This window comes from Pseudarthrobacter chlorophenolicus (assembly GCF_000962805.1).
Taxonomy (GTDB): domain Bacteria; phylum Actinomycetota; class Actinomycetes; order Actinomycetales; family Micrococcaceae; genus Arthrobacter; species Arthrobacter chlorophenolicus_A.
In genome coordinates, this window is sequence record NZ_JZTW01000001.1 from 583,960 (window position 1) to 607,522 (window position 23,563).

Annotated in this window: 20 protein-coding genes; 14 read left to right on the forward strand and 6 right to left on the reverse strand. The window is 64.8% G+C overall.

The window, feature by feature from the left end; all coding sequences use genetic code 11:
- The first annotated feature begins 141 nt into the window (after positions 1-141).
- The gene (locus tag UC32_RS02725) at positions 142-795 is read left to right on the forward strand and encodes an SDR family NAD(P)-dependent oxidoreductase (RefSeq protein ID WP_045729673.1); all 654 of its coding nucleotides are present in this window, start codon (positions 142-144) and stop codon (positions 793-795) included.
- Here UC32_RS02725 and UC32_RS02730 read toward each other — a convergent pair.
- Positions 792-1,844, reverse strand: coding sequence for an LLM class flavin-dependent oxidoreductase (locus tag UC32_RS02730; RefSeq protein ID WP_045729674.1), 1,053 nt, complete (start codon positions 1,842-1,844; stop codon positions 792-794). The two genes, UC32_RS02725 and UC32_RS02730, sit on opposite strands and share 4 nt — an antisense overlap.
- A 152-nt stretch (positions 1,845-1,996) precedes the next feature.
- Between UC32_RS02730 and UC32_RS02735 the strand changes: the two genes are divergently transcribed.
- The 6 genes from UC32_RS02735 to UC32_RS02760 all read left to right on the forward strand — a co-directional run bounded on the left by UC32_RS02735 (position 1,997) and on the right by UC32_RS02760 (position 11,163).
- Positions 1,997-3,610 carry a cryptochrome/photolyase family protein gene (locus tag UC32_RS02735; RefSeq protein ID WP_045729675.1) on the forward strand — a complete coding sequence of 538 codons (1,614 nt, stop codon included), beginning with the start codon at positions 1,997-1,999 and terminating at the stop codon, positions 3,608-3,610.
- A 113-nt stretch (positions 3,611-3,723) separates the two neighbouring features.
- Positions 3,724-5,502, forward strand: coding sequence for an ABC transporter family substrate-binding protein (locus UC32_RS02740; RefSeq protein ID WP_045729676.1), 1,779 nt, complete (start codon positions 3,724-3,726; stop codon positions 5,500-5,502).
- Positions 5,503-5,772: 270 nt separating this feature from the next.
- Positions 5,773-7,458 carry a peptide ABC transporter substrate-binding protein gene (locus tag UC32_RS02745; protein WP_045729677.1) on the forward strand — a complete coding sequence of 562 codons (1,686 nt, stop codon included), beginning with the start codon at positions 5,773-5,775 and terminating at the stop codon, positions 7,456-7,458.
- Positions 7,459-7,581: 123 nt separating this feature from the next.
- Positions 7,582-8,511 carry an ABC transporter permease gene (locus UC32_RS02750; RefSeq protein ID WP_045729678.1) on the forward strand — a complete coding sequence of 310 codons (930 nt, stop codon included), beginning with the start codon at positions 7,582-7,584 and terminating at the stop codon, positions 8,509-8,511.
- The gene (locus UC32_RS02755) at positions 8,501-9,445 is read left to right on the forward strand and encodes an ABC transporter permease (RefSeq protein ID WP_015937713.1); all 945 of its coding nucleotides are present in this window, start codon (positions 8,501-8,503) and stop codon (positions 9,443-9,445) included. Before UC32_RS02750 ends, UC32_RS02755 begins: the two co-directional genes overlap by 11 nt.
- An 11-nt stretch (positions 9,446-9,456) precedes the next feature.
- Positions 9,457-11,163, forward strand: coding sequence for a dipeptide ABC transporter ATP-binding protein (locus tag UC32_RS02760; protein ID WP_045729679.1), 1,707 nt, complete (start codon positions 9,457-9,459; stop codon positions 11,161-11,163).
- A gap of 62 nt (positions 11,164-11,225) precedes the next feature.
- Here the strand turns inward: UC32_RS02760 and UC32_RS02765 are convergent, their stop codons facing one another.
- Entirely contained in the window at positions 11,226-12,140 is a 915-nt protein-coding gene (locus tag UC32_RS02765) for an SGNH/GDSL hydrolase family protein (RefSeq protein WP_045729680.1), read from the reverse strand.
- Positions 12,141-12,412: 272 nt separating this feature from the next.
- Between UC32_RS02765 and typA the strand changes: the two genes are divergently transcribed.
- On the forward strand, positions 12,413-14,341 hold the full coding sequence (typA, locus tag UC32_RS02770) for a translational GTPase TypA (RefSeq protein WP_045729681.1): 1,929 nt from the start codon (positions 12,413-12,415) through the stop codon (positions 14,339-14,341).
- 70 nt (positions 14,342-14,411) lie between these two features.
- Here typA and UC32_RS02775 read toward each other — a convergent pair whose 3' ends face one another.
- Positions 14,412-14,651 (reverse strand): putative acetyltransferase, encoded by a 240-nt coding sequence (locus tag UC32_RS02775; RefSeq protein ID WP_082071879.1) that lies wholly within the window; start codon positions 14,649-14,651, stop codon positions 14,412-14,414.
- A gap of 133 nt (positions 14,652-14,784) precedes the next feature.
- Between UC32_RS02775 and fdxA the strand changes: the two genes are divergently transcribed.
- The 3 genes from fdxA (at position 14,785) to UC32_RS02790 (ending at position 17,801) form a co-directional block, all read left to right on the forward strand.
- A complete protein-coding gene (gene fdxA, locus UC32_RS02780; protein WP_009356972.1) occupies positions 14,785-15,111 on the forward strand; it encodes a ferredoxin in 327 nt (108 codons plus the stop codon).
- A 13-nt stretch (positions 15,112-15,124) separates the two neighbouring features.
- The gene (gene dapC, locus UC32_RS02785) at positions 15,125-16,264 is read left to right on the forward strand and encodes a succinyldiaminopimelate transaminase (RefSeq protein WP_045729682.1); all 1,140 of its coding nucleotides are present in this window, start codon (positions 15,125-15,127) and stop codon (positions 16,262-16,264) included.
- 250 nt (positions 16,265-16,514) lie between these two features.
- Positions 16,515-17,801 carry a citrate synthase gene (locus tag UC32_RS02790; protein ID WP_045729683.1) on the forward strand — a complete coding sequence of 429 codons (1,287 nt, stop codon included), beginning with the start codon at positions 16,515-16,517 and terminating at the stop codon, positions 17,799-17,801.
- A gap of 131 nt (positions 17,802-17,932) precedes the next feature.
- On the opposite strand, the gene galE is transcribed toward UC32_RS02790, so the two are convergent.
- Entirely contained in the window at positions 17,933-18,946 is a 1,014-nt protein-coding gene (galE, locus tag UC32_RS02795) for a UDP-glucose 4-epimerase GalE (RefSeq protein WP_045729684.1), read from the reverse strand.
- 102 nt (positions 18,947-19,048) lie between these two features.
- Here galE and UC32_RS02800 point away from each other — a divergent pair, with 102 nt between their 5' ends.
- Both UC32_RS02800 and UC32_RS02805 read left to right on the forward strand, forming a co-directional pair.
- Positions 19,049-19,657, forward strand: a complete 609-nt coding sequence (locus tag UC32_RS02800) for a TetR/AcrR family transcriptional regulator (protein WP_045729685.1) — start codon at positions 19,049-19,051, stop codon at positions 19,655-19,657.
- Between the two features lie 100 nt (positions 19,658-19,757).
- Positions 19,758-20,369 (forward strand): hypothetical protein, encoded by a 612-nt coding sequence (locus UC32_RS02805; RefSeq protein ID WP_045729686.1) that lies wholly within the window; start codon positions 19,758-19,760, stop codon positions 20,367-20,369.
- A 14-nt stretch (positions 20,370-20,383) separates the two neighbouring features.
- On the opposite strand, the gene UC32_RS02810 is transcribed toward UC32_RS02805, so the two are convergent.
- Both UC32_RS02810 and dapD read right to left on the reverse strand, forming a co-directional pair.
- Entirely contained in the window at positions 20,384-21,241 is an 858-nt protein-coding gene (locus UC32_RS02810; RefSeq protein WP_045729687.1) for a hypothetical protein, read from the reverse strand.
- Positions 21,242-21,248: 7 nt separating this feature from the next.
- A complete protein-coding gene (gene dapD / locus UC32_RS02815) occupies positions 21,249-22,289 on the reverse strand; it encodes a 2,3,4,5-tetrahydropyridine-2,6-dicarboxylate N-succinyltransferase (protein ID WP_045729688.1) in 1,041 nt (346 codons plus the stop codon).
- A 51-nt stretch (positions 22,290-22,340) separates the two neighbouring features.
- Between dapD and dapE the strand changes: the two genes are divergently transcribed.
- Positions 22,341-23,477: a succinyl-diaminopimelate desuccinylase gene (gene dapE / locus UC32_RS02820; protein WP_045729689.1), complete on the forward strand. Its 1,137-nt coding sequence runs from the start codon at positions 22,341-22,343 to the stop codon at positions 23,475-23,477.
- Positions 23,478-23,563: the final 86 nt, after the last annotated feature.

The window sequence follows — 23,563 nt, forward strand, 5'->3', positions numbered from 1 at the left end:
GATGGGCCCTTTCCTGGTTGTGCGCTTCATCCCGGATGCGCGGGTGAGGCCTGCTTCTTTGCCTGCGGGCTACCGCAGTTGTCCAGCCCCAGGGACCGACGCGCGCACTGCTACCTGCAGCCCGTGGCCTAGGATCTACCCATGACGACACTTCGGGGAGCGGTGGTTCTGGTAGTCGGCGCCAGCGGCGGACTCGGTTCGCGCATCGCTGCCCAGCTGGAGAGCAGCGGCGCCATCGTCGCCAGGTCATCAAAGTCAGATGGGCACGATCTGCGCATACCTTCCGTGACCCAATCGGTGCTGGAAGACACGAATGCGCAGTACGGGCGCCTCGACGGGGTAGTGGTCGCGTCAGGGGTCGTTGCCTTCGGCGCCGCATCCGACCTTGAACCCGCCACGGTGGACGAACTTTTCGCTGTGAACACCACCGGCCCGATCCACCTCATCACCCAGAGCCAGCGTTACCTCGCGGCGTCCGCACGCGAGGGCCGGGAACCCTTCGTTGTGACACTAAGTGGCGTTGTAGCCGAGGCGCCCGTCGCTGGCCTCGCTGCCTACTCGGCGTCGAAGGCTGGACTCGCGGCCTTCGTTGTCGCAGCGGCCCGCGAGTATCACCGGGCGGGCATCAGAATCCTGGACGCACGCCCGGGCCACACCGGCACCGCCCTGTCTGAGCATCCGATCGCCGGGTCAGCGCCGCGATTCGGCGCGGCACTGGATCCCGACCTGGTTGCTGCGCGGATCATCACCGCGATCGCCGATGGAGAGAAGGACCTGCCCAGCACCGCTTTCTAAGCCCGTCCGGCTCCGGCCGGTTCCCAGCCAAGGGCCGGGCCCAGCCGGGTGGCGATGTCGGTGAGGATCTGGATGTAGTCTTCGTGGTCGAAGCTGAAGGGGAGGGCGAAGGCCACTTCGTCGACCTCCTGGAAACCCGCGTGGGCGTACAACTGTTCCGCGATCTGCTCACTGGTGCCGATGAGGTCCTTGGCGAACATCATCTTCCTGGGTCCCTGCGGGGCGGCCGTGCGGGGCGTGCGTTCGTCGACGTACCGCTGGTACTTCTCCCTCTGCGCCGCAGAGGCCGAATCGGTGGGAATGACCACCAGCCCCTGGGATACCCGCGTCCGCTCCTGCGGCTGTCCTGACGCTGCCGCTGCGGCGCGGTAGGCGCGGATTTGGGACTGCTGGACCCGCGCGAAGTCGGGTTCCTCGCCGGCGTCAGGAAAGATCACGCTGCTGGAGAGCAGGTTGAAGCCGTTTTCGCCTGCCCAGACTGCGGATTTCCGGCTGGCAGCGCCGTACCAGAGGCGGTCGCGCAGGCCCGGCGAATGCGGTTCCACACGGTTGGAAAACTCCTCCACCACGCCCTGCTTGCCGGAGAAATCGCGGACAACGCTGCCCGCGACCAGCCGGGCGAACCGCTCCACGCGGGCGTAGCTGAAATCCTCCACCCCGGCCGAGTCGGGGTAAAGCTCATGCTTGAGCGTGTCCCACTGCATCGGCTCGCCTACGCTGACGCCCGGATTGATCCGGCCGCCGGCCAGCAGGTCCGTGGTGGCGAGGTCCTCGGCCAGCCGAAGGGGATTCTCCCAGCCAAGCGGCGTCACGGCCGTGCCAAGTTCGATCCTGGAGGTGCGTTGGCTGGCCGCTGCCATAACGGCCACGGGCGAGGAAATGCCAAACTGCAGGTGGCGGTGCCGCAGCCACGCGCTGTCGAAGCCCAGCCGCTCACCCAGTTCAATCACCTGCAACGTGGATTCGTGACCCGCGGCCGGGTTGACCGGATCAAAAAGTCCGATGGTGAGGAAGGCAAGCTTTCGCAGGGGACGGTTCTGATCTGGCATATGCTTCCTTTGCTTGGGCCTGGCGTTTCACCCCAGAATATTCTTGCCCGGCCCACCGCCCGTGGCCACCGCGGGTGCAGGTTACCTTTTGCGACACCGGAGCCGGGGTCCGCACGGCAACGCCCGGCGCACAATCCAACTATCGTTGGGGCATGCAAGCCGGCCAGCACCTGCGCCTCGTCCTGCCGCACCAGCTCTTCGGGCAGCACTTTGAACTGCCGGCTGACGGCACGGCCTTGGTGCTGATCGAGCACGACCTCATGTTCCGGCAGTACGCCTTCCACTCCCACAAGCTGGTCCTCCACCGGGCATCGATGGCTCGGTTTGCCGGCCGGCTCCGCAACCACGGGTATGAAGTGGAAGTCCTGGCCAGCGATCCTGACCGCACGTCCCGCAGCCAGCTGGGGCAACTCATTCGGAGGAGCCGCCCGCGGCAGGTGACCTGGTTCGACGTCGTGGATGACTGGCTTGAGCAGGACCTGATCGCCGGCCTCGCTGACGGCGGCTACCGGATGCCGGCCGGCGACGTCCTGGAGACTCCCAACTTCCTTACGGACCGCCGTCGGATCGACGAGTGGTTCGCCCACAACCCAGCCCGGATGTACGACTTTTACGTGTGGCAACGACGCCGGCTCGATGTCCTGGTGGACGGCGGCGGCCCCGTCGGCGGCAAGTGGTCCTTTGACGCCGAGAACAGGAAGAAGCTTCCGCGCGGGTACGTTCCGGCCGCCGTGAGCAGGTTTAGCCGGGGAAACGACGCCGGGCAAACGATGTTCGACCTTGACGCACTCATGGAAGACGGCGGCGGGACGGAGACCACCCCCGACGACGGGTCCAGCGACGTCGAGGCGGCCATTGCCTGGGTAGCCGCGGATTTTCCGGACGCCCCTGGAGACCCTGCTTCCTTTGCCTGGCCCACCGACGCTGCGGAGGCCCGCCGCCATCTGGAGGAGTTTGTCCGCGACCGGCTTGCCGGGTTTGGTGCCTACGAGGACGCCATTTCCGCTACGCACCCATTCATCAACCACGGGCTGCTCACGCCGGCACTCAACATCGGGCTGTTGGACCCCCGCGAGGTCCTTGAAGCAATTTTGGACGGCAACGGCCAGGAGACCCCGTTGGCTTCGCTCGAGGGTTTTGTGCGGCAGCTGATCGGATGGCGGGAGTACATGCGCGCCACCTACCGTCTCCGCGGCCGGCAGATGCGCAGTTCGAACCTGCTCAACCACGGGAACCGGCTGGGCACCGGGTGGTGGGACGCCGCCACCGGGCTGGCCCCCGTGGATATGGTGATCTCCCGCGTGCTCGCCACCGGATACAGCCACCACATCGAACGGCTGATGATCCTGGGGAACGCCATGTCCCTCCTGCGCATCCACCCGCACGACGTCTACGAATGGTTCATGGCCATGTACGTGGACGCCTACGACTGGGTCATGGTTCCCAACGTGTACGCGATGAGCCAGTTCGCGTCGGGCGCCGGAATCACCACCAAGCCATACGTCTCCGGCAGCAACTACCTGCGGAAAATGTCCGATCTGCCGCCGGGGGAGTGGGTCCCCGACTGGGATGCACTGTACTGGACCTTCATCGAGGACCACCGTCCCGTGATTGAGCGCAACTCCCGGTCCCGGATGGTGGTATCCCTGCTGGATTCGATGGATCCGGACACCCGGAACGGTCACCGGCGCCGCGCGGAGGCGCTGCTTAAACCGAACGACGGCGGCGCCCGCCTGCTGCGGCCCGCCACCGAAGCCGGGGCGTAGGGTTCCTCCTCCCCGCCCAGCCGGCGACACCAAAGTATCCTGACTGTGTAGGGCGCGTTCCTGGCGACTCCAGGCCCCCTTCCCCGGGATGGAATACATAAGGAGGCGGAGGCATGCCAGTCAGGCGCCTGATGCAGTACATCACCGCAGCGGCAGTTGTCGCAGTGGCCCTTTCTGGCTGCTCAGGCGGCGGCAGCGCGCCGGTAGTAGTGGGGGAGGCCAAGCGCGGAGGCAGCGCCACCGTGGCCGAGGTCAACGCTTTTTCCTCCTTCAACCCGTTCAGTACCGACGGCAACACGGACATCAACTCCAAGATCGGCGCAGCCACGCACTCCGGCTTCTACTCCCTGGACGATAAATCCGTGGTGGTCCGAAACGACAAGTTCGGACGCTACGAAAAAGTCTCCGATGACCCGCTCAAGGTGCGGTACACAGTCAACGAGGGCGTCAAATGGTCCGACGGCGCGCCGATCGACGCCGGCGACCTCCTCCTGAGCTGGGCCGCGGGCTCGGGTTACTTCGACGACGCGGATCCCGCGGCCGGGACGGGCACCAGGTATTTTTCGGCCGCGTCAGCCGTAGGCGGTCTAGCGGGCACAGCGTTCCCCGAACTCGGAGACGACGGCCGGACCATCACGCTGCAGTACGCCGCGCCGTATGCGGACTGGCAGACCGCGTTCGACGTCGGCCTGCCGGCCCACGTGGTGGCCGCCAAGGCAGGGCTGAGCGACGAGGAGGACCTCGTTGACCTGATTAAGGACTCGCCCAAGGGAAACCCCGGGAAACCGGCGGTAAATTCGGCGTTGAAGACGGTGGGGGATTTCTGGAACAACGGATTCGATACGAAATCCCTGCCCGACGACCCCGCGCTGTATCTTTCCAGCGGACCCTACATCGTGCGGGACATCGTTCCGGAAGTATCCATGAAGCTCGTGCGGAACCGCGATTACGTGTGGGGGACCGAACCGTGGCTTGACGAGATCAACGTCCGGTTCACCGGTGCCTTGCCCACTGCTGTGGACGCACTCCGCAACGGGCAGGCGGACATCATCTCGCCGCAGCCTTCCGCCGACACCTCGAAACTCTTCGCCGGGCTGGCGGACCAGGGCAACACGGTGGAGCAGTACAGCCAGTCCGGGTACGACCACCTCGACCTCAACTTCTCCGGGCCCTTCGCTGACGAAGACGTCCGGAAGGCCTTCCTGAAGGCAGTGCCCCGGCAGGCCATCGTGGACGCGGTGGTGGGGGACCTGATTGCGGACGCCAAACCGCTCGACTCCCAGGTCTTCCTTCCCGGGCAGCCCAAATATGCGGATACCGTGAAGAACAACGGCTCGGCCGACTACGCCAAGGTAGACATCGACGCAGCCAAGAAACTCCTCGACGGCGCCACGCCGACCGTCCGGATCCTGTACAACCGGGACAACCCCAACCGCGCCAAGGCGTTCACCCTGATCCGCGATTCGGCACAGCAGGCCGGTTTCCGGGTGGTCGACGCCGGCCAGGGGAACGCGGACTGGGCAAAGTCGCTGGGAGGCGCAGGGTACGACGCCGCGTTGCTGGGGTGGATCGGAACGGGCGCCGGAGTGGGCCGCATCCCCCAGATCTTCCGCACCGGCGCGGGCAGCAACTTCAACGGATTCTCCGACGGCGACGCGGACAAGGCGATGGAGCAGCTGGCAACCACCACTGACCTCGGCAAACAGGACGAACTGCTGGCGGGGATCGATAAGCGCGTCTGGGAGAAGGCGTACGGACTGCCGCTGTACCAGACGGTCGGGGCCATAGCCTTCAACGGCCGGGTGGCCGGTGTGAAACCGAGCCCGGGACCCCTCGGCGTGTGGTGGAACGTCTCGGACTGGCGCCTGGCCCAGCAGGGGACCACGAACTGATTCCCACCCGGCAGATGGGTGATGCAGGCCACGGTTCGATTTCGCCGTGGCGCTACCGCCGAGTAGCATGTGACTTGCACAACTTCCGTTAACCGGTTAACGCATCTCGAACGCCCCGGTCACGGTTTGGCAACGGAGTACCAGTATCTGGACTTCGTGCGGTTAGGCTACTCGTACATGTAGGCCCCGTCACAGTTCACAGCTGTGCCTCGGCCTGCGGGGAAACACCAGATTTCCCCTCGTTATCTCCCACAACTCATAGGAGGCGGAATGCGTTTCACGCGCACTTCCAAAGCACTGGGCATCGTGGCAATCGCTGCGCTTGCCCTGACCGGGTGCGGCGCTGGAGGCGGCACCACGGAGGGGTCCGGCGACGCCACCGGCGATCCCAACAAGGTCATCACGGCCTACAGCAACGAACCACAGAACCCGCTGCTGCCGGCCAACACCAATGAGGTCTACGGCGGCCGCGTCGTCGAACTCCTTTTCGAAGGCCTGCGGACCTACGACGCCGACGGCAAGCCGGTCAACGCGTTGGCAGAATCCATTGATTCCTCCGACGCCCAGAACTGGACCATCAAGGTCAAGCAGGGCCAGAAGTTCACCAACGGCGAGGCCATCACGGCCAAGACGTTCGTTGACTCCTGGAACTTCGCCGCCAACTCGAAGAACCTGCAGAACAACGGCTTCTTCTTTGAGTCCATCGCCGGCTACGAAGAAGTATCGGCGGTCAACAGCGAGAAGACGGCCGACGGCAAGACCACCACCACGCCTGCCCCAACGGCCGAGACCATGTCCGGCCTGACGGCAACCGATGACTCCACGATCACCGTGAAGCTCAACCAGCCTGAGGCAGACTGGTCGCTGCGCCTGGGCTACTCCGCCTTCTTCCCGCTTCCTTCCGCTGCCCTTGCAGACCCGAAGACCTTCGGTGAGAACCCGGTGGGTAACGGCCCGTACAAGTTCGAGAAGGAAGGCGCCTGGGTACACGACCAGTCGATTTCCCTCGTCAAGAACGCCGACTACAGCGGCCCGCGCGAGTCCAAGAACGGCGGCGTGACCTTCAAGTTCTACACCGATCCGGGCCCCGCATACACGGACCTCCAGTCGGACAACCTGGACATCACCGATGTCCTGCCGTCCAACGCACTGAAGACCTATGAGACGGACTTCCAGGACCGCAACGCCACCAAGGCAGTTGCCACCAACTCCACGCTGAACATCCCGCCGTACAACCCGAACTTCCAGGGTGAAGCCGGCAAGCTGCGCCGTGAAGCCCTCTCCTACGCCATCAACCGCGAGGAAATCGCCAAGGTTGTCTTCAACGGCACCCGCACCCCGGCCAAGGCTTTTGTCCCGCCGGTCATCGACGGATTCAAGGAAGGCCTGAAGGGCAGCGAAATCCTGAAGTTCGACGCCGCCAAGGCCAAGGACCTCTGGGAGCAGGCTAACAAGATCCAGCCGTACGACGACTCCAAGCCGCTCCAGATTGCTTCCAACACCGATGGCGGCAACAAGGAATGGATCGACGCCGTGGCCAACGGCTTCAAGAACAACCTCGGCATCCAGGCTGAAATCCAGCCCTTCGCCAAGTTCGCTGAAGTCCTGAACCTGCGCAAGTCCCAGCAGCTCCCCGGCCTGACCCGTGCAGGCTGGCAGGGTGACTACCCGTCGCTGTACAACTTCCTCGGCCCGGTCTGGGGCACCAACGCTTCCTCCAACTACGAGAAGTACACGAACCCCGAGTTCGACAAGCTCCTCAAGGAGGGCCTGGCTGCCACATCCACCGAGGATGCAAACGCCAAGTTCAACCAGGCACAGGAAGTGCTGTTCGAGGATCTGCCCGGCCTGCCCCTGTGGGACCAGGCACGTCCGATCGTGTGGAGCAACAACGTCGTGAAGGCCGAGACCGGCTGGAACGGCAGCATCCTCTACTACAACATCACGGCTAAGTAGTCCTTGATCTAACTTGCCGCCAAGGCTAATGGGGGTCCGGTTACGGCCGGGCCCCCATTGGCTTGCACGGCAGGAAGGTATGCATGAACCTGTTCACTTCCTCCCCGGAAGGCTGGTGATACCGTGGTCCGCTTTATCCTTCGCCGGCTCCTCCAGGTGATCCCTGTCTTCATCGGCACCACCCTCCTCGTGTACTACATGGTGTTCGCCCTTCCCGGCGATCCCATCGCGGCACTGTTCGGCGACCGCCAGCCACCCCAGGCAGTCATCGATACCCTTCGCAGCCAGTACCACCTTGATGAACCCTTCTTCGTCCAGTACGGCCTGTTCCTGAAGAACCTCTTCACGTTCAACCTCGGCAACGACTTCACCGGCCAGCCCATCGCGGCAAGCCTCGCCCGCGTCTTCCCGGTAACGGCGATGCTGGCCGTCGAAGCACTGGCCATCCAGGCCATCTTCGGCGTGGCTTTTGGCGTCTTCGCCGGCCTCCGCCGCGGCGGCTGGTTTGACTCCACCGTCCTGGTCGCTTCCCTGGTGGTCATCGCAGTTCCCACTTTCGTGCTGGGCTTCGTGTTCCAGCTGGTCTTTGGCGTTCAGCTCGGCTGGGCGAAACCCACCGTGGGCGCCAACGCCGACTGGGGCAGCCTGCTGCTGCCCGCCGTCGTGCTGGGCCTTGTCTCCTTCGCGTACGTCCTCAGGCTGACCCGTGCATCGGTCAGCGAGAACATGAACGCGGACTACGTCCGGACCGCCACCGCCAAGGGCCTCTCCCGGCCCCGGGTGGTCCTGGCGCACATCCTGCGCAACTCGCTGATCCCCGTGGTGACCTACCTCGGCGCCAACCTTGGCGGACTAATGGGCGGCGCCATCGTTACCGAAGGCATCTTCAACGTCCCGGGCGTCGGCAACAAGCTGTACCAGGCAGTCCTGCGCACTGAGGGCCCCACCATCGTGTCCATCGTCAGCGTGCTGGTGCTGGTGTTCGTGGTGTCCAACCTGCTCGTTGATCTCCTGTACGCCTGGCTTGACCCGAGGATTCGCTATGACCAGTAACAACAGCCACTTCGTGGCGCCCATCGATGAAACCCCGCTGCAGGCGACGGACGCGGTCAAGACCGACCAAGCCCCGCTCAGCCTGTGGGCAGACGCGTGGCGCAAGCTCCGCCGTCGTCCGCTGTTTATCATCTCGTCGCTGCTGATCCTCGCCCTGATCGTGATTGCGCTGTTCCCCGGCCTCTTCACGTCCACCCCGCCGAACGACGGCTGCGAACTCGGGAATTCGGAAGGCGGGCCCACTGCCGGCCACCCGTTCGGGTTCACGTTCCAGGGTTGCGATATCTACTCGCGCGTCATCCACGGCACACAGGCATCACTGTCCGTTGGCATCCTTTCGGTGCTCTGCGTTCTGGTGATCGGTGTAACGCTCGGCGCACTGGCTGGCTACTACGGCGGCTGGATCGACGCCGTCCTGGCCCGACTCGGCGACATCTTCTTCGCCCTGCCGCTGATCCTCGGCGCCCTGGTCATCACCCAGTTGCCACTGTTCCGTGAGAACAAGAGCGTGTGGACAGTAGTGTTCGTCATATCGCTCCTGGCCTGGCCGCAAATGGCCCGCATCACCCGCGGCGCCGTCATAGAAGTACGCAACGCAGACTTCGTCACCGCGGCGCAGGCACTCGGCGTGTCAAAGTTCAAGGCGCTGGTCCGGCACGTCCTGCCTAACGCCCTGGCACCGATCATCGTGCTGGCAACGCTGGAACTGGGCGTGTTCATCGTGGCCGAAGCTACCCTGTCCTTCCTGGGTATCGGGTTGCCGCAGAGCATCATGTCGTGGGGCAACGACATTGCAGGTGCCCAGGCCTCCATCCGGACCCGGCCCGAAATCCTGCTGTTCCCCGCTGCAGCCCTGTCCATCACCGTGCTGAGCTTCATCATGCTGGGCGATGCCGTCCGTGACGCCCTCGACCCGAAGAGCCGCCAGCGATGAGAGATAAAGAGATGACAACTCCAGACGTCAGCATCGGCGAGGCCCGCGCCAACGGCAGCAAGCCGCTCCTGGAAATCCGTGACCTTGCCATCACCTTCAAGACCGGCGGCGGTGAAGTCCAGGCCGTGCGCAACGCACACCTGACCATCATGCCCGGTGAGACGGTAGCCATTGTGGGGGAGTCCGGCTCGGGCAAATCCACCACGGCACTGGCGGCCATCGGACTCCTGCCGAACAACGGCAGCGTCTCCGGCGGCCAGATCCTGCTTGACGGCGAGGACATTTCCCACGCCAGCGAGCAGCGGATGATCGAGCTGCGCGGAAACACCATCGGCATGGTTCCCCAGGACCCGATGTCCAACCTCAACCCGGTATGGAAAATCGGTTACCAGGTGCGGGAGACCCTCCGTGCCAATGGCCGCCCGAGCGGCCCCGAGGACATCGCCAAGGTGCTGTCCGAAGCCGGCCTGCCCGATGCCAAACGCCGCGCGAACCAGTATCCGCATGAGTTCTCCGGCGGTATGCGCCAGCGGGCACTGATTGCCATTGGCCTTTCATGCCAGCCGCGCCTGCTGATCGCCGATGAGCCCACGTCCGCCCTGGACGTGACAGTCCAGCGGCAAATCCTGGACCACCTGGACACCATGACCACGGAACTTGGCACTTCGGTTCTGCTGATCACCCACGACCTGGGCCTGGCAGCAGAACGTGCCAACAAAGTGGTGGTGATGTACCAGGGGCGCGTCGTGGAGGCAGGACCGTCACTGGAACTGCTCCGCAACCCGCAGCACCCCTACACCAAGCGCCTGGTTGAGTCGGCGCCATCCCTTGCCAGCCGGCGGATCCAGGCAGCCAAGGAACAGGGTGTGGAGACGGCAGACATGCTGGCTCCTGCAGCGGAAGCGGCAGTCGCCGACAACGTCCTGCAGATCCAGGACCTGCGGAAGGTGTACAAGCTCCGCCAGGGACTGGGCAAGGCCACGGACTTCGCGGCAGTGGACGGCGTGAGCTTCGACGTCAAACGGGGCACGACGACGGCGATCGTGGGGGAGTCCGGTTCGGGCAAGTCCACGGTGGCCAAGATGGTGCTCCAGCTTGAGAAGCCCACCGACGGCAAGATCCTCTTCGACGGCGTGGACACCTCGCTGCTGAAAGCCGGGGACCTGTTCAAGTTCCGGCGCAGGGTGCAGCCGATCTTCCAGGACCCCTACGGATCCCTGGACCCGATGTACAACATCTACCGCACCATCGAGGAGCCGTTGCGGGTCCACAAGATCGGTGATGCGGCCAGCCGGGAGAAGAAGGTACGGGAACTGCTGGACCAGGTGGCGCTGCCCCAGTCCGCCATGCAGCGGTACCCGAACGAACTCTCCGGCGGCCAGCGCCAGCGCGTCGCCATTGCCCGTGCCCTCGCACTGGACCCCGAGGTCATCATCTGTGACGAGGCGGTGTCCGCACTGGACGTCCTGGTCCAGGCGCAGGTCCTGAACCTGCTTGCTGACCTGCAGTCGAACCTGGGCCTGACCTACCTCTTCATCACCCACGACCTGGCAGTTGTCCGGCAGATTGCCGACCACGTCTGCGTCATGGAGAAGGGCCGCCTGGTGGAAACCGGAACCACCGACGAGGTCTTCGAGGCGCCGAAGCAGGAATACACCAGGGCACTCTTGAACGCCATCCCGGGTGCGAAGCTGATGCTGCCGCCGGAAGTGGCATAAAGCCGCGATCCCGTCGCTGCACAGCTGAAGGGCTGGGGCGCCGCTCCGGAGGGAGCGGGGCCTCAGCCCTTTTTGCTGCCTGCTCCGGCCTGCGCGGTGGGCGCCGCAGTGGCCGTGATGTCCGGAATTCCCAGTTCCCGGAGGCGGCGCTCCAGCACCGTCCCAAGCGCCTTCCGGCCTTCGCTGTCCATGTGGACGGGATCCGCCAGGTGCTGTGTGAGGTTGTACTTGGTCAGCCAGTCTCCTGCGCTGACGAAGGTGATGCCCTGCTTTGCCGCGATGGTGGAGAGCAGGTTGTCCACCTGGCTCCGGCGACCGCCACCGTTGTTGGGCCCCTTCGCCAGGGTGCCCACCATTACCATCCTGGTGGTGGGGTAGCGGGCCTTCATGGCCTGCACAAGGCGGTTGGCGTTGGCGGTGATCTGGGCATCCGAGGCGCCGCGGGCAGCATCGTTGCCGCCGCCTTCAACCACCACCAGTCCGGGTGTTCCCACGGGCAACATCCAGTCGCCCCGCTCCAGGGCGTCAATGTAGTTTCCCACCTTGCCGTTGGCTGCCGTGAAGCCCGTACCGCCGTAACCGCAGAAGTGGACGTTGTAGCCGAGGGATGCCAGGGCGCGGCGTGGCCAGCTGTCGTCGGGAACCGATTGGGAGTCCCCGATGAGGACAGCGGTGTTCCGAACGTTCGGCACCACCACCTCGTTCCGGCCGAACACCGGATTCCGATAGACCTCCCCTGGGCGCATGGCGGGGCGGGAGAGAACCTCGGACAGGTCTACGCCCGGTGTGTATCGGGGTGCATCCGCCGGGTCCGTGGCAGCGGCCCTGAGCAATGAAGGCGGAACCTGGTCCGGGCTGGCCGAGGCCACTGGTGCGTCCGACTCCGGAAGTTGTGCCGGTTGGCCCGGAGCCGCCAGGACCATGCCGGCGGCGATAGCAAATACCGCGATCCGCGTTAAAGCGGATGCGGGACGCATGCTGGTTTCTCGTGGGATTCGCTGCTCATCAACAGCAATAATGGGGCATAAATCCGTATTTATCCAGTGAGTGTGACAGCTCTCAATTTCCGTCCCGCAGGTGGCTGGCAGAGGGACGGATTCCAGCGGGTTGCCGTGCAGTTTTAGGCCATCACTTGCCACTGCCGTTATGCTTAATGAAGGAGCCCTGTGTTAAGGGCCTGATCCGTCGTGCGTTTCGGTTGGAAATGTCGCGATGACTACATCTGACCCACGGAATCGAGTCTTTACGCATGTCTGAAACCACCACCAACACCGCGGTAGCCACTGCCTCGCGCAGTGACCTCCGCAACGTCGCGATTGTGGCCCACGTTGACCACGGCAAGACCACCCTGGTTGACGCCATGCTCAAGCAGACCAACTCCTTTGCCGAACACAACCACCTCGAAGACCGCGTGATGGACTCCGGTGACCTGGAACGCGAAAAGGGCATCACCATCCTGGCCAAGAACACCACTGTGGCCTACAACGGACCGTCCTCCGACGGTGAAACCATCACCATCAACGTCATCGACACCCCCGGCCACGCCGACTTCGGTGGCGAGGTGGAGCGCGGCCTGTCCATGGTTGACGGCGTCGTGCTGCTCGTCGACTCGTCTGAAGGTCCCCTGCCGCAGACGCGCTTCGTGCTCCGCAAGGCCCTGGCCGCACACCTTCCCGTCATCCTGCTGGTCAACAAGACTGACCGCCCTGACGCCCGCATCGACGAGGTTGTGCACGAGTCCATGGACCTGCTGCTGGGCCTCGCATCCGACCTTGCGGACGAGGTTCCGGACCTCGACCTGGACAAGGTCCTGGAAGTTCCCGTCGTTTACGCTGCAGCCAAGGTTGGCCGCGCCTCCCTCGAGCAGCCGGCCAACGGATCGGCTCCGGACAACGAAGACCTTGAGCCGCTGTTCAAGACCATCATCGAGCACATTCCCGCTCCCACGTACAACCCCGAGGGCGTCCTCCAGGCGCACGTCACCAACCTTGACGCGTCCCCGTTCCTTGGCCGCCTCGCCCTGCTCCGCATCTACAACGGCACCCTGCGCAAGGGCCAGACCGTTGCCTGGGCACGCGCCAACGGTGAACTCAAGAACGTCAAGATCACCGAACTGCTGGCCACCAAGGCCCTGGACCGCGTTCCGGCCGAGTCCGCTGGCCCCGGCGAGATCGTCGCCGTCGCCGGTATCGAAGAAATCACCATCGGTGAGACCCTGACCGACGCTGAGAACCCGCAGCCGCTGCCGCTGATCACCGTGGACGACCCCGCGATCTCCATGACCATCGGTATCAACACCTCGCCGCTGGCCGGCAAGGTCAAGGGCGCCAAGGTCACCGCGCGCCAGGTGAAGGACCGCCTGGACAAGGAACTGATCGGTAACGTCTCCATCAAGGTGCTTCCCACCGAGCGTCCCGACGCCTGGGAAGTCCAGGGCCGTGGCGAACTGGCCCTGGCCATCCTCGTGGAGCAGATGCGCCGCGAAGGCTTCGAACTGACCGTGGGCAAGCCGCAGGTTGTGACCAAGACGGTTGATGGCAAGGTCCACGAGCCGATGGAACACATGACCATCGACGTGCCGGAAGAGTACCTGGGCGCCGTCACGCAGCTGATGGCTGCCCGCAAGGGCCGCATGACCAACATGGCCAACCACGGCACCGGCTGGTGCCGGATGGAGTTCATCGTTCCGGCACGTGGCCTGATCGGCTTCCGCACCCGGTTCCTGACCGACACCCGCGGCGCCGGTATTGCGGCCTCCATCTCCGAAGGCTACGAGCCGTGGGCCGGCCCCATCGAGTACCGCACCAACGGTTCCATGGTTGCCGACCGCGCCGGTGTGGTCACCCCGTTCGCCATGATCAACCTGCAGGAACGCGGCTCCTTCTTCGTCAAGCCCACCTCCGAGGTGTACGAGGGCATGATTGTTGGCGAGAACTCCCGCGCTGACGACATGGACGTCAATATCACCAAGGAAAAGAAGCTCACCAACATGCGTGCTGCTTCCTCGGACTCGTTCGAGAACCTGACGCCGCCGCGCGAGCTCACCCTCGAGGAATCCCTCGAGTTCGCCCGCGAGGACGAATGCGTTGAGGTGACACCGGAAGCCATCCGCATCCGCAAGGTCATCCTGGACACCAACGAGCGTGCCAAGGCCGCCCGCGCCCGCGCCAAGTCGTAACACACCGCAACACCGCAGAATGCCGCCGGCTCCCATGCCGGCGGCATTCCGCGTTTAAAAGGTTTGCGGTTCAGGCCCGCGGGCGGCGCTTCTCCGGGGCGGGCGGAACTTCCTTGGCCGCCACCACAGCCGCCAGGGGGATTACGACGTCGGCCTGCCGCGTCCGGACGGTGCACGAACCGCCGTCGCACGAAACCAGGTGGCCCAGGGCGTCAGTAAGGCCTTCCTCGATCCGGTACCGCACCACGAGGCGGATTCCGGGGGTGGCAGAGGACAGGAAGCCGGCGGGAGCGGGGGTGGGCAGCGTCACCACTTCATACTAGGAGGCCCGGCTAGGTTCGCGGGAACGGGGTGGGAGATAATAGGCTCAGATGTCAATAGTCCGGCCGCGCCGGGCGAAAGAGCCGGCGGGACGCCGGAACCAACGTGGAGAGGCCAGGGACGTGACGTACGTAATCGCGCAGCCGTGTGTAGATGTCAAGGACAAGGCATGCATCGAGGAATGCCCGGTCGACTGCATCTATGAGGGCGAGCGTTCGCTGTACATCCATCCGGACGAATGCGTCGACTGCGGCGCGTGCGAACCGGTGTGCCCCGTGGAGGCCATTTACTACGAGGATGACACCCCGGATGAGTGGGCTGACTACTACAAGGCAAACGTCGAGTTCTTCGATGACCTCGGCTCGCCGGGCGGCGCGGCGAAGATCGGCAACACGGGCAAGGACCACCCGATGATTGCCGCGCTGCCCCCGCAGAACCAAGACCACTGATACGGACGTAACGGTGACCGCTGCAGTGCGCACATTCGGCCTGGACCTGCCCGACTACCCGTGGGAGGCCATGGCGCCGTACCTGGCCAAGGCTTCTGAACACCCGGGCGGGGCAGTCAACCTGTCCATCGGAACGCCAGTGGACCCCACCCCGGCCATCATCCAGGACGCGCTGAAGGCTGCAGCCAATGCCCCGGGCTATCCCACGGTGCACGGAACACCCGCGCTCCGCGAAGCCATCGCCGGCTGGTTCGAGCGCCGCCGCGGGGTTACGGGCCTGGACCCGCGCAACATCATGCCCACGGTGGGTTCGAAGGAACTTGTCGCGTGGCTCCCGCTGCTGCTGGGCCTGAAGCCGGGAGACGTCGTCGTACGTCCCAAGGTGGCATACCCCACGTACGATATCGGCGCCACGTTCGCCGGCGTCACCTCTGTGGCCACGGACAACCTGGACGAGCTTGACGACGCCGTCCGCTCGCGCGTGCGCCTTATCTGGGTCAACTCCCCGGGCAATCCCACCGGCAGCGTGCGGGACGTTGAGTCGCTGAGGGCACTGGTGGTCCAGGCCCGTGAGCTCGGCGCCGTGGTTGCCTCTGACGAATGCTACGCAGAACTCGGCTGGGGGGACTGGGATGTCCAGCGCGGCGGACAGCCGGTCCCCAGCATCCTGGATCCGCGGGTGGCCGGCGGGTCCCATGAAGGCCTGCTGGCTGTGTACTCGCTAAGCAAGCAGTCGAACGTGGCCGGCTACCGGGCGGCGTTCGTTGCCGGTGACCCGGCGCTGATGCCGAACCTGGTCAACAGCCGCAAGCACGCCGGAATGATTGTTCCGTTCCCTGTCCAGGAGGCCATGCGGGTGGCCCTCGGTGACGATGCCCACGTGGAGGCCCAGAAGGACCTTTACCGCGGGCGACGGGAGCAGCTGGTACCCGCCCTGCGCGGGTTCGGCCTGGAGATCAAGGATTCCGACGCCGGGCTGTACCTCTGGAGCTCGGCAGGGGAGGACACCTGGGATACCGTTGCACGCCTTGCCGATCGCGGCATCGTGGTGGGGCCAGGGGTGTTCTACGGCGAAGCCGGCAACGGGTTCGTCCGCGTTGCACTGACGGGCTCCGATGAACGTATCGGTGCGGCTGTGGAGCGGTTGTCCTGATCACGTACGTGAACCCGTAACAATCATGTGACTCGCAACACACTGCCCGCATTTTAGGGGCTTTGGCGCCGACCCGGATTAGTGACACGTGCCCAACTGGCGGTAGTTTTTAAGTGACTATCAATGGTGGCTTTCTACAAGAAGGCAGTCCGGGTGTTGGAACCTGTCTTCCCAGGGCCCAAGTGCGCGGCTCACCTGATGTTGGATCAAGCTTTCGACAGAGGCCGAGAAGCCTCATGAAGGGGACTCCATGACTGAGACCAACAACGCGGCCACCCTGCTGCACGCAGGTGGAGAGCTCAAGCTCCCGCGCATCCAGGTTATAGAAGGAAACGAAGGCTACGACGTTTCCAAGCTGCTGAAGCAGACGGGCGCAGTCACCTTTGACCCCGGCTTCATGAACACCGCGGCAACCACGTCCGCAATCACCTACATCGATGGCGATGCCGGGATCCTGCGCTACCGCGGATACCCCATCGAACAGCTGGCCCAGCACTCCAGCTTCCTCGAGGTGTCCTACCTGCTGATCTACGGCAACCTGCCGTCGCCCACCGAACTGGATGAATTCGACCAGAAGATCCGGCGCCACACCCTGCTGCACGAGGAGCTGAAGGGCTTCTTCGGTGGCTTCCCCCGCGACGCACACCCCATGCCGGTGCTGTCGTCCGCAGTGTCCGCGCTGTCCACGTTCTACCAGGACTCGCTGGACCCGTTCAACGCCGAGCAGGTGGAGGTTTCCACCATCCGCCTCATGGCCAAGCTGCCGGTCATCGCTGCCTACGCGCACAAGAAGTCCATCGGCCAGCCCATGCTGTACCCGGACAACTCCCACAACCTGGTGGAGAACTTCCTCCGCCTGAGCTTCGGGCTTCCGGCCGAGCAGTACGAGGTTGACCCCGTAGTCGCCAAGGCACTGGACCTGCTCCTCATCCTGCACGCGGACCACGAGCAGAACTGCTCCACATCAACGGTGCGCCTGGTGGGCTCCTCCAATGCCAACCTGTTCGCCTCCGTCTCTGCCGGCATCAACGCCCTGTTCGGCCCCGCCCACGGCGGCGCCAACGAGGCTGTGCTCAAGATGCTGCGCCAGATCCAGGCCGAGGGCCTCAAGCCCGAGGATTACATGGAGAAGGTCAAGAACAAGGAAGACGGCGTCCGGCTCATGGGCTTCGGACACCGCGTTTACAAGAACTACGATCCGCGCGCCAAGATCGTCAAGGCAACGGCCCACGAGATCCTCACCAAGCTCGGCGGCAACGACGAACTGCTGGACATCGCCCTCCGCCTCGAAGAGAAGGCGCTCAGCGATGACTACTTCATCCAGCGCAAGCTCTACCCGAACGTGGACTTCTACACCGGCCTGATCTACAAGGCCATGGGCTTCCCCGAAAAGATGTTCACGGTGCTGTTCGCCATCGGCCGGCTCCCCGGCTGGATCGCCCAGTGGCGTGAAATGATCAGCGATCCCAACACCAAGATCGGCCGCCCGCGCCAGCTGTACATCGGCGAGCCGGAGCGCGACTACCCGGTCCGGTAGTTTTTCGCCCGCACATAGTAATTACGACGGCGGCCGCCCACCTTCGATAGGTGGGCGGCCGTTTCGTGTTTGGTCCGGTGGCAGAGCTTGTCGAAACCCGGGGTTTCGACAAGCTCAACCACCGACTGGCGTCAGGAGGCGTAGCCCTGCGGGTTGTTCTTCTGCCAGCGCCAGTGGTCCTCGCACATCTGGTCCACTGTCTTGGTGGTGGACCAGCCCAGGTCCGCCAGTGCGGAGGCGGCGTCAGCCCAGAACGCCGGGAGGTCTCCCGCGCGGCGCTCGGTGATTTCGTAGGGGATGGGCTCACCCACGGCCTTTTCGAAGGAGCGAAGGACCTCAAGTACCGAGGAGCCCCTGCCGGAGCCGAGGTTCCAGCGGAACACGCCCGCGCGCCCGGCCACGTAGTTCAGTGCCGCGACGTGCCCTTCGGCGAGGTCTTCCACGTGGATGTAGTCGCGGAGGCATGTGCCGTCGGGGGTGTCGTAGTCGCCGCCGAAGACCATCAGCTTCTCGCGGCGGCCTACCGCCACCTGGGCGATGAACGGCACGAGGTTGTTCGGGATGCCCTGCGGGTCCTCGCCGATCCTGCCGGACGGGTGCGCGCCCACCGGATTGAAGTAGCGCAGCAGTGCGATGTGCCAGCGGGGATCGGCATCGCCCAGGTCAGAGAGGATGTCCTCGATCTGTTCCTTGGTGCGGCCGTAGGGGTTGTTCGCGCCGATCTCCATCTTTTCCACGTAGGGGATGGGGTTGTGCTCGCCGTAGACGGTGGCCGACGAGCTGAACACGAAGGACCGGACGTCATGGCGGTCCATGACGCGGATCAGGTTCAGCGTGCCCACCAGGTTGTTGTAGTAGTACTTCAGCGGTTCCCGGACGGACTCACCCACGGCCTTCAGGCCGGCAAAGTGGATGACGGCGTCGATGCCCGCGCCGGCAAATACCTGCTCCACCGCGGCTTCATCCACCAGGTCCACGTTGTGGAAGTCCGCTTCCTTTCCACTGAGCTCGGCAACGCGCCGCAGGGACTCTTCGCTGGAATTGACCAGGTTGTCGATGACGACCACGTCGTGGCCGGCTTCCTGCAGCGAAAGGACAGTGTGGGAACCGATGTAGCCGGTGCCCCCAGTAACCAGAATTTTCATGCCTCAACACTATCCAACGCAGCCCTTGCCTGCCGCCAGGTTCCGGATGCCGGGCAGGGATGGCCGGTCATGCCTGGGGCACAAGTGTGCTAAATAATAGGAGTGCCCAAAATTGTTGACCCGGACGCCCGCCGCCGGGACGTAGTAGACGCCGTCCTGCGCATTATCGCCGTGGACGGCCTGGAGCGCGCGTCACTGCGGGAGGTGGCAGACGAGGCCGGGCTCGCCGTCGGGTCCGTCCGCCACTACTTCGCAGGCAGCGACGAGCTTCTCGCCTTCTCTTTTGCCAGCGTTGTGGACCGGGTGGTGGGGCGGCTCCAGTCCATGCTCCCCGCCACGGATGCTGCACTACCCGGGAGCGCGGCCCACCGCCAGGCCGTATTAACACTGCTGGGCGGGATGCTGCCGCTCGACGAGGAGCGGGCCGTGGAGATCTGTGCCTTGACGGCTTTCAGGAGTGCCGCCCGGATCAAGCCGTTCCTGGCGCCTGAGGCGGACCGCAGCCACCGCCAGATCGCAGCCATCGCCGGGCGCGTTGTGGCTGGAATGATGCCCGCAGACGAGCCACAGGAGAATCTGGTGATCGAGGCCGAGCGGCTGCTGGCGACCCTTGATGGCCTGGGGATGCATGCGTTGCTGCAGCCGGCATGGATGACCGCGGAAATGTGCACGGGCGTGCTGGAACGCCATCTTGACGGACTAGGGCGCTGACGGACATTAACCTGGGGTGGAACCGGGAATAGACTGGGATCCGGGGCTGCCGGATGGTGCAGGCGGCCCGGGCAGGGAAGTACTCCAGGAAGGACTTCGGATGCAGCAGGCAAGCGGTTCCAGGTGGCAGATCACCACGGACACCTCGGGACCCATGATGATTGCGCTCTATCTCCGCGATACCGCAGGACTGAACGGAGCCGGACACCCTGCGCTCTCCCACGCCAAGCCCAAGGTCCGCCCTGCCGACCACAGCCACCTCACCGCTGATGTTGGCGGTCTGGGTGCCCTGAAAACGGAGTGGGAAGCCTGGTGGGAACAACTGCTCAAGGCCTACCCGCATACCTCTCCGGAACTCTCGCCGCCGGACTTCGAGGCGTTCGGCAACTCTCCGGCCCTCCAGCGCGTCCTGCAGGCACACTTCGGTTCCGCCCTGACCTGGGCGAGGGAACGGCGGAGCGAGTATGCAGAGCTGGAAGCGGAACGGGAGGCCAACGGCGCTGACCACCTGCTCACCGACATGGTGGATGACCGGCTGATGGAGGTGGGGCGTGATTCGCGTGACTTCAAGCTGTCCATTATCGAGTTGCCGCTCAATGAACACCGCGCGTGGTACCTGGAGCCGGACAAGATCATCATGAGCCAGCAGCTGATGGGCGAGCCGGAGCTGTTCCGCAGTTACGTGCAGCCGGTGGTGGAAATCCTCGTCTGATCAGCTGCCGGGGATCAGGCGCCGGAGGAGGCCTTGGATACGGTAATGCGCACCTGTCCTTCGGCTGCATCCGACGCCTGCCACCCGGAGCGGTCGTCGCGGTCCCAGCTCTGGCCGGCGACGTCCACCCGGACAACGTCGAATTCCTTGGCGTTGGCTACGGCCCATTGGGCCACCGACCACGCCGCGGTGCCGGATGCTTCCACCACCAGGGCCTGCCCTTCGTCCGTGGCTGGCGGGGCTCCGTAAGCGCGGCCGAGTTCGGCCAGGACCACGCCTGTATCACCCTCAGTGCCGGCAGAGCGGAGTGTGCACTGCACGGCCCCAGGAGTCTGCCCGGACAGTCCGGACGCAAAGGAACGGCCCATATCCTCGTGCTCGGCATAGGCGGTGGGGAAAGCGGAGCGCTGCACCCGCTGGGCCGCATCCGTAATCTCGAGCGTTTCGTAGCCCGGCACCTTCACCAGGGCGTCGTAGAACGCGTTGACGGCGTAGTAGGGGTCCATGACCTGGGCTTCGGTTCCCCACCCCTGTGATGGCCTCTGCTGGAACAGGCCGCGCGAGTCGGGTCCTGCCTGGTCGCCGTGGCCGATGTTGCGCAGCTTCGATTCCTGCATGGCAGTGGCCAACGCGATGCTTGCGGCCCGGGGAGGCAGCCCGCGCTGTACCGCGACAGCGGTGATCAAGGATGCGTAAACGGCCTGGTCCGGAGCGAGTTCAGCCTTTCTGTCGCCCACCACAGCCGTGCAGCGCTCGGAAACGAGGGTTTCGGAGCGCTGCACGAAAAACACTGCAGAGTAGATGCCGCCGGAGACCAGGACCAGGACCAGCAACAGGACAGCCAGTCGGCGGAGGCCTCGTCTGCGTGCCACCGTAAAATCAGTTGGCGTGGAGCGCGTCGTTCAGTTCCACGGTCTGGCCCTGGCGGGGGAGGACCTCCACGGCGCCGGTAGTGGAATTGCGGCGGAAGAGAAGGTTGGGCACACCGGAAAGCTCGGCAGCCTTAACGATCTTCGTGGTGTCTTCGCCCACCTCGTCCTTGGGGCCGGGGATGCGAACGCGGGTACCGGCCGTTACGTACAGTCCGGCTTCAACAACGGAGTCGTCGCCAATGCTGATGCCGACGCCGGAGTTGGCTCCGAGCAGCACGCGCTCTCCAATGGTGATCTTTTCCTTGCCGCCGCCCGAGAGGGTGCCCATGATCGAAGCACCGCCGCCGACGTCGCTGCCGTCTCCGGTGACCACGCCCGCGGAGATGCGGCCCTCAACCATGGACGTTCCCAGGGTTCCGGCGTTGAAGTTCACAAAGCCTTCGTGCATGACGGTGGTACCGGCGGCCAGGTGGGCACCAAGGCGCACGCGGTCGGCGTCGGCGATCCGGACACCGGCGGGCACCACGTAGTCCACCATGCGCGGGAACTTGTCCACGCCGTAGACGGTGACGGCGCCCCGGCGGCGGAGGCGGGCGCGGGTGAGTTCGAAGCCTTCGACGGCGGCAGGACCGAAGTTGGTCCACACCACGTTGGGGAGCTTGCCGAAGATTCCATCCAGGTTGATGGAGTTGGGGCGGACCAGGCGGTGGGAGAGCAGGTGCAGGCGGAGGTAGGCGTCTGCGGTGTCCGCCGGCGCCTCGTCGAGGTTGATCTGGACGAAGACCACCTTCTGCTCGGTGCCGCGGTCCTGGTCGGCACCGTTTTCCGCGATCTGGGTCAGCACCGGATCGGCGTGCTCCACGGAGCGGAGGTTATCAGCGGCAACTCCCAGCGACGGTGCCGGGAACCAAACGTCCAGGACAGTGGCTTCAGCTGAACCATCGCTGCTGGAGCGAGTGATGGTGGCAACGCCAAAGCCGTGGGCGGAGCGGCTGTCAGTGGTGTCGTTCAGGGTTTCGGGCACGGCGGAGGAAGCGGTCTCAGTCATGTGGTCCAGTCTATCGAGGGGTGGCCTCAGGGTTCGAACTAGACTGGCTTCGTGACTGCAGAACCCACCCCCCACACATCCGCACCCGCACTGGACCTCCGCCAGGACGTCGCGCTGCTGACCGCAGCCGTGATGGACATTAACAGCGTGTCGGGCAACGAAAAGGAACTCGCCGACGCCGTGGAAGCGGCCCTGGCGCACATTCCCCAGCTGGCGATTGTCCGGGACGGGGATTCCATCATCGCCCGCACCGAGCTTGGGAAAGCCGAACGCGTCATCCTCGCCGGGCACCTCGATACCGTGCCGTTGCCCCTGACGGAGGGGTCGAAGGGAACCGTGCCGTCCACCTGGGAATCCGGTGTGCCGGGGGAGGGTGTGCTGTACGGACGCGGTGCCACGGACATGAAGGGCGGGGTCGCGGTCCAGCTGGCCCTCGCTGCCACCATGTTCGACGACGGCGCCCAGCCCCAGCGCGATGTCACCTTCGTCTTTTACGACCACGAGGAAGTCGAGGCCGTCAAGAGCGGGCTGGGGCGCCTGGTCCGTAACCATGGCCACCTGCTGGACGGCGACTTCGCCATCCTGCTGGAACCGACCCACGGCACCGTGGAAGGCGGCTGCAACGGCACCAGCCGTTTCGAGGCCACCACTGTCGGGGAGGCTGCCCATTCGGCGCGGGCGTGGATGGGCAGCAATGCCATCCACGCGGCGGCCCCGATCCTGGCCCGGCTGGCCGCCTACGAACCGCAGACCGTCAACGTTGACGGACTCGATTACCGCGAGAGCCTGAACGCGGTGAAGATCAACGGCGGAACGGCCGGCAACGTCATTCCGGACCGTTGCGTGGTGGAGATTAACTACCGCTTTGCGCCGGACAAGTCGCCTGATGAGGCCGAGGCCGTTGTCCGGGACCTTCTCGAGGGCTTCGAGGTGGTCCGTACCGATGCCGCTGCCGGTGCCCGCCCGGGACTGAACCACCCCGCTGCAGCCTCCTTCGTGGCCGCCGTGGGAGCCGAACCCAAGCCCAAATATGGCTGGACCGACGTCGCGCGGTTCAGCGAACTGGGGATCCCCGCAGTGAACTTCGGCCCTGGTGATCCGCTGCTGGCCCACAAGGACAACGAACACGTGGATGCGGAAGCCATCCGTGAGTGCCTCCGGGCCCTGCGGGACTGGCTTCAGGGCTGATCCAAGGACTGCTTCCCCCGGCGGAGCCGGATATAAACACGTGTGGCCCGGATCATCAGATCCGGGCCACACGTGTTGGAATGGTT

Excerpts from the sequence above, each read along its gene's own strand:
- UC32_RS02725 (WP_045729673.1), top strand. The coding sequence starts at position 142 with ATGACGACACTTCGGGGAGCGGTGGTTCTGGTAGTCGGCGCCAGCGGC.
- UC32_RS02730 (WP_045729674.1), bottom strand. The coding sequence starts at position 1,844 with ATGCCAGATCAGAACCGTCCCCTGCGAAAGCTTGCCTTCCTCACCATC.
- UC32_RS02735 (WP_045729675.1), top strand. The coding sequence starts at position 1,997 with ATGCAAGCCGGCCAGCACCTGCGCCTCGTCCTGCCGCACCAGCTCTTC.
- UC32_RS02740 (WP_045729676.1), top strand. The coding sequence starts at position 3,724 with ATGCCAGTCAGGCGCCTGATGCAGTACATCACCGCAGCGGCAGTTGTC.
- UC32_RS02745 (WP_045729677.1), top strand. The coding sequence starts at position 5,773 with ATGCGTTTCACGCGCACTTCCAAAGCACTGGGCATCGTGGCAATCGCT.
- UC32_RS02755 (WP_015937713.1), top strand. The coding sequence starts at position 8,501 with ATGACCAGTAACAACAGCCACTTCGTGGCGCCCATCGATGAAACCCCG.
- UC32_RS02760 (WP_045729679.1), top strand. The coding sequence starts at position 9,457 with ATGACAACTCCAGACGTCAGCATCGGCGAGGCCCGCGCCAACGGCAGC.
- UC32_RS02765 (WP_045729680.1), bottom strand. The coding sequence starts at position 12,140 with ATGCGTCCCGCATCCGCTTTAACGCGGATCGCGGTATTTGCTATCGCC.
- typA (WP_045729681.1), top strand. The coding sequence starts at position 12,413 with ATGTCTGAAACCACCACCAACACCGCGGTAGCCACTGCCTCGCGCAGT.
- UC32_RS02790 (WP_045729683.1), top strand. The coding sequence starts at position 16,515 with ATGACTGAGACCAACAACGCGGCCACCCTGCTGCACGCAGGTGGAGAG.
- galE (WP_045729684.1), bottom strand. The coding sequence starts at position 18,946 with ATGAAAATTCTGGTTACTGGGGGCACCGGCTACATCGGTTCCCACACT.
- UC32_RS02805 (WP_045729686.1), top strand. The coding sequence starts at position 19,758 with ATGCAGCAGGCAAGCGGTTCCAGGTGGCAGATCACCACGGACACCTCG.
- dapD (WP_045729688.1), bottom strand. The coding sequence starts at position 22,289 with ATGACTGAGACCGCTTCCTCCGCCGTGCCCGAAACCCTGAACGACACC.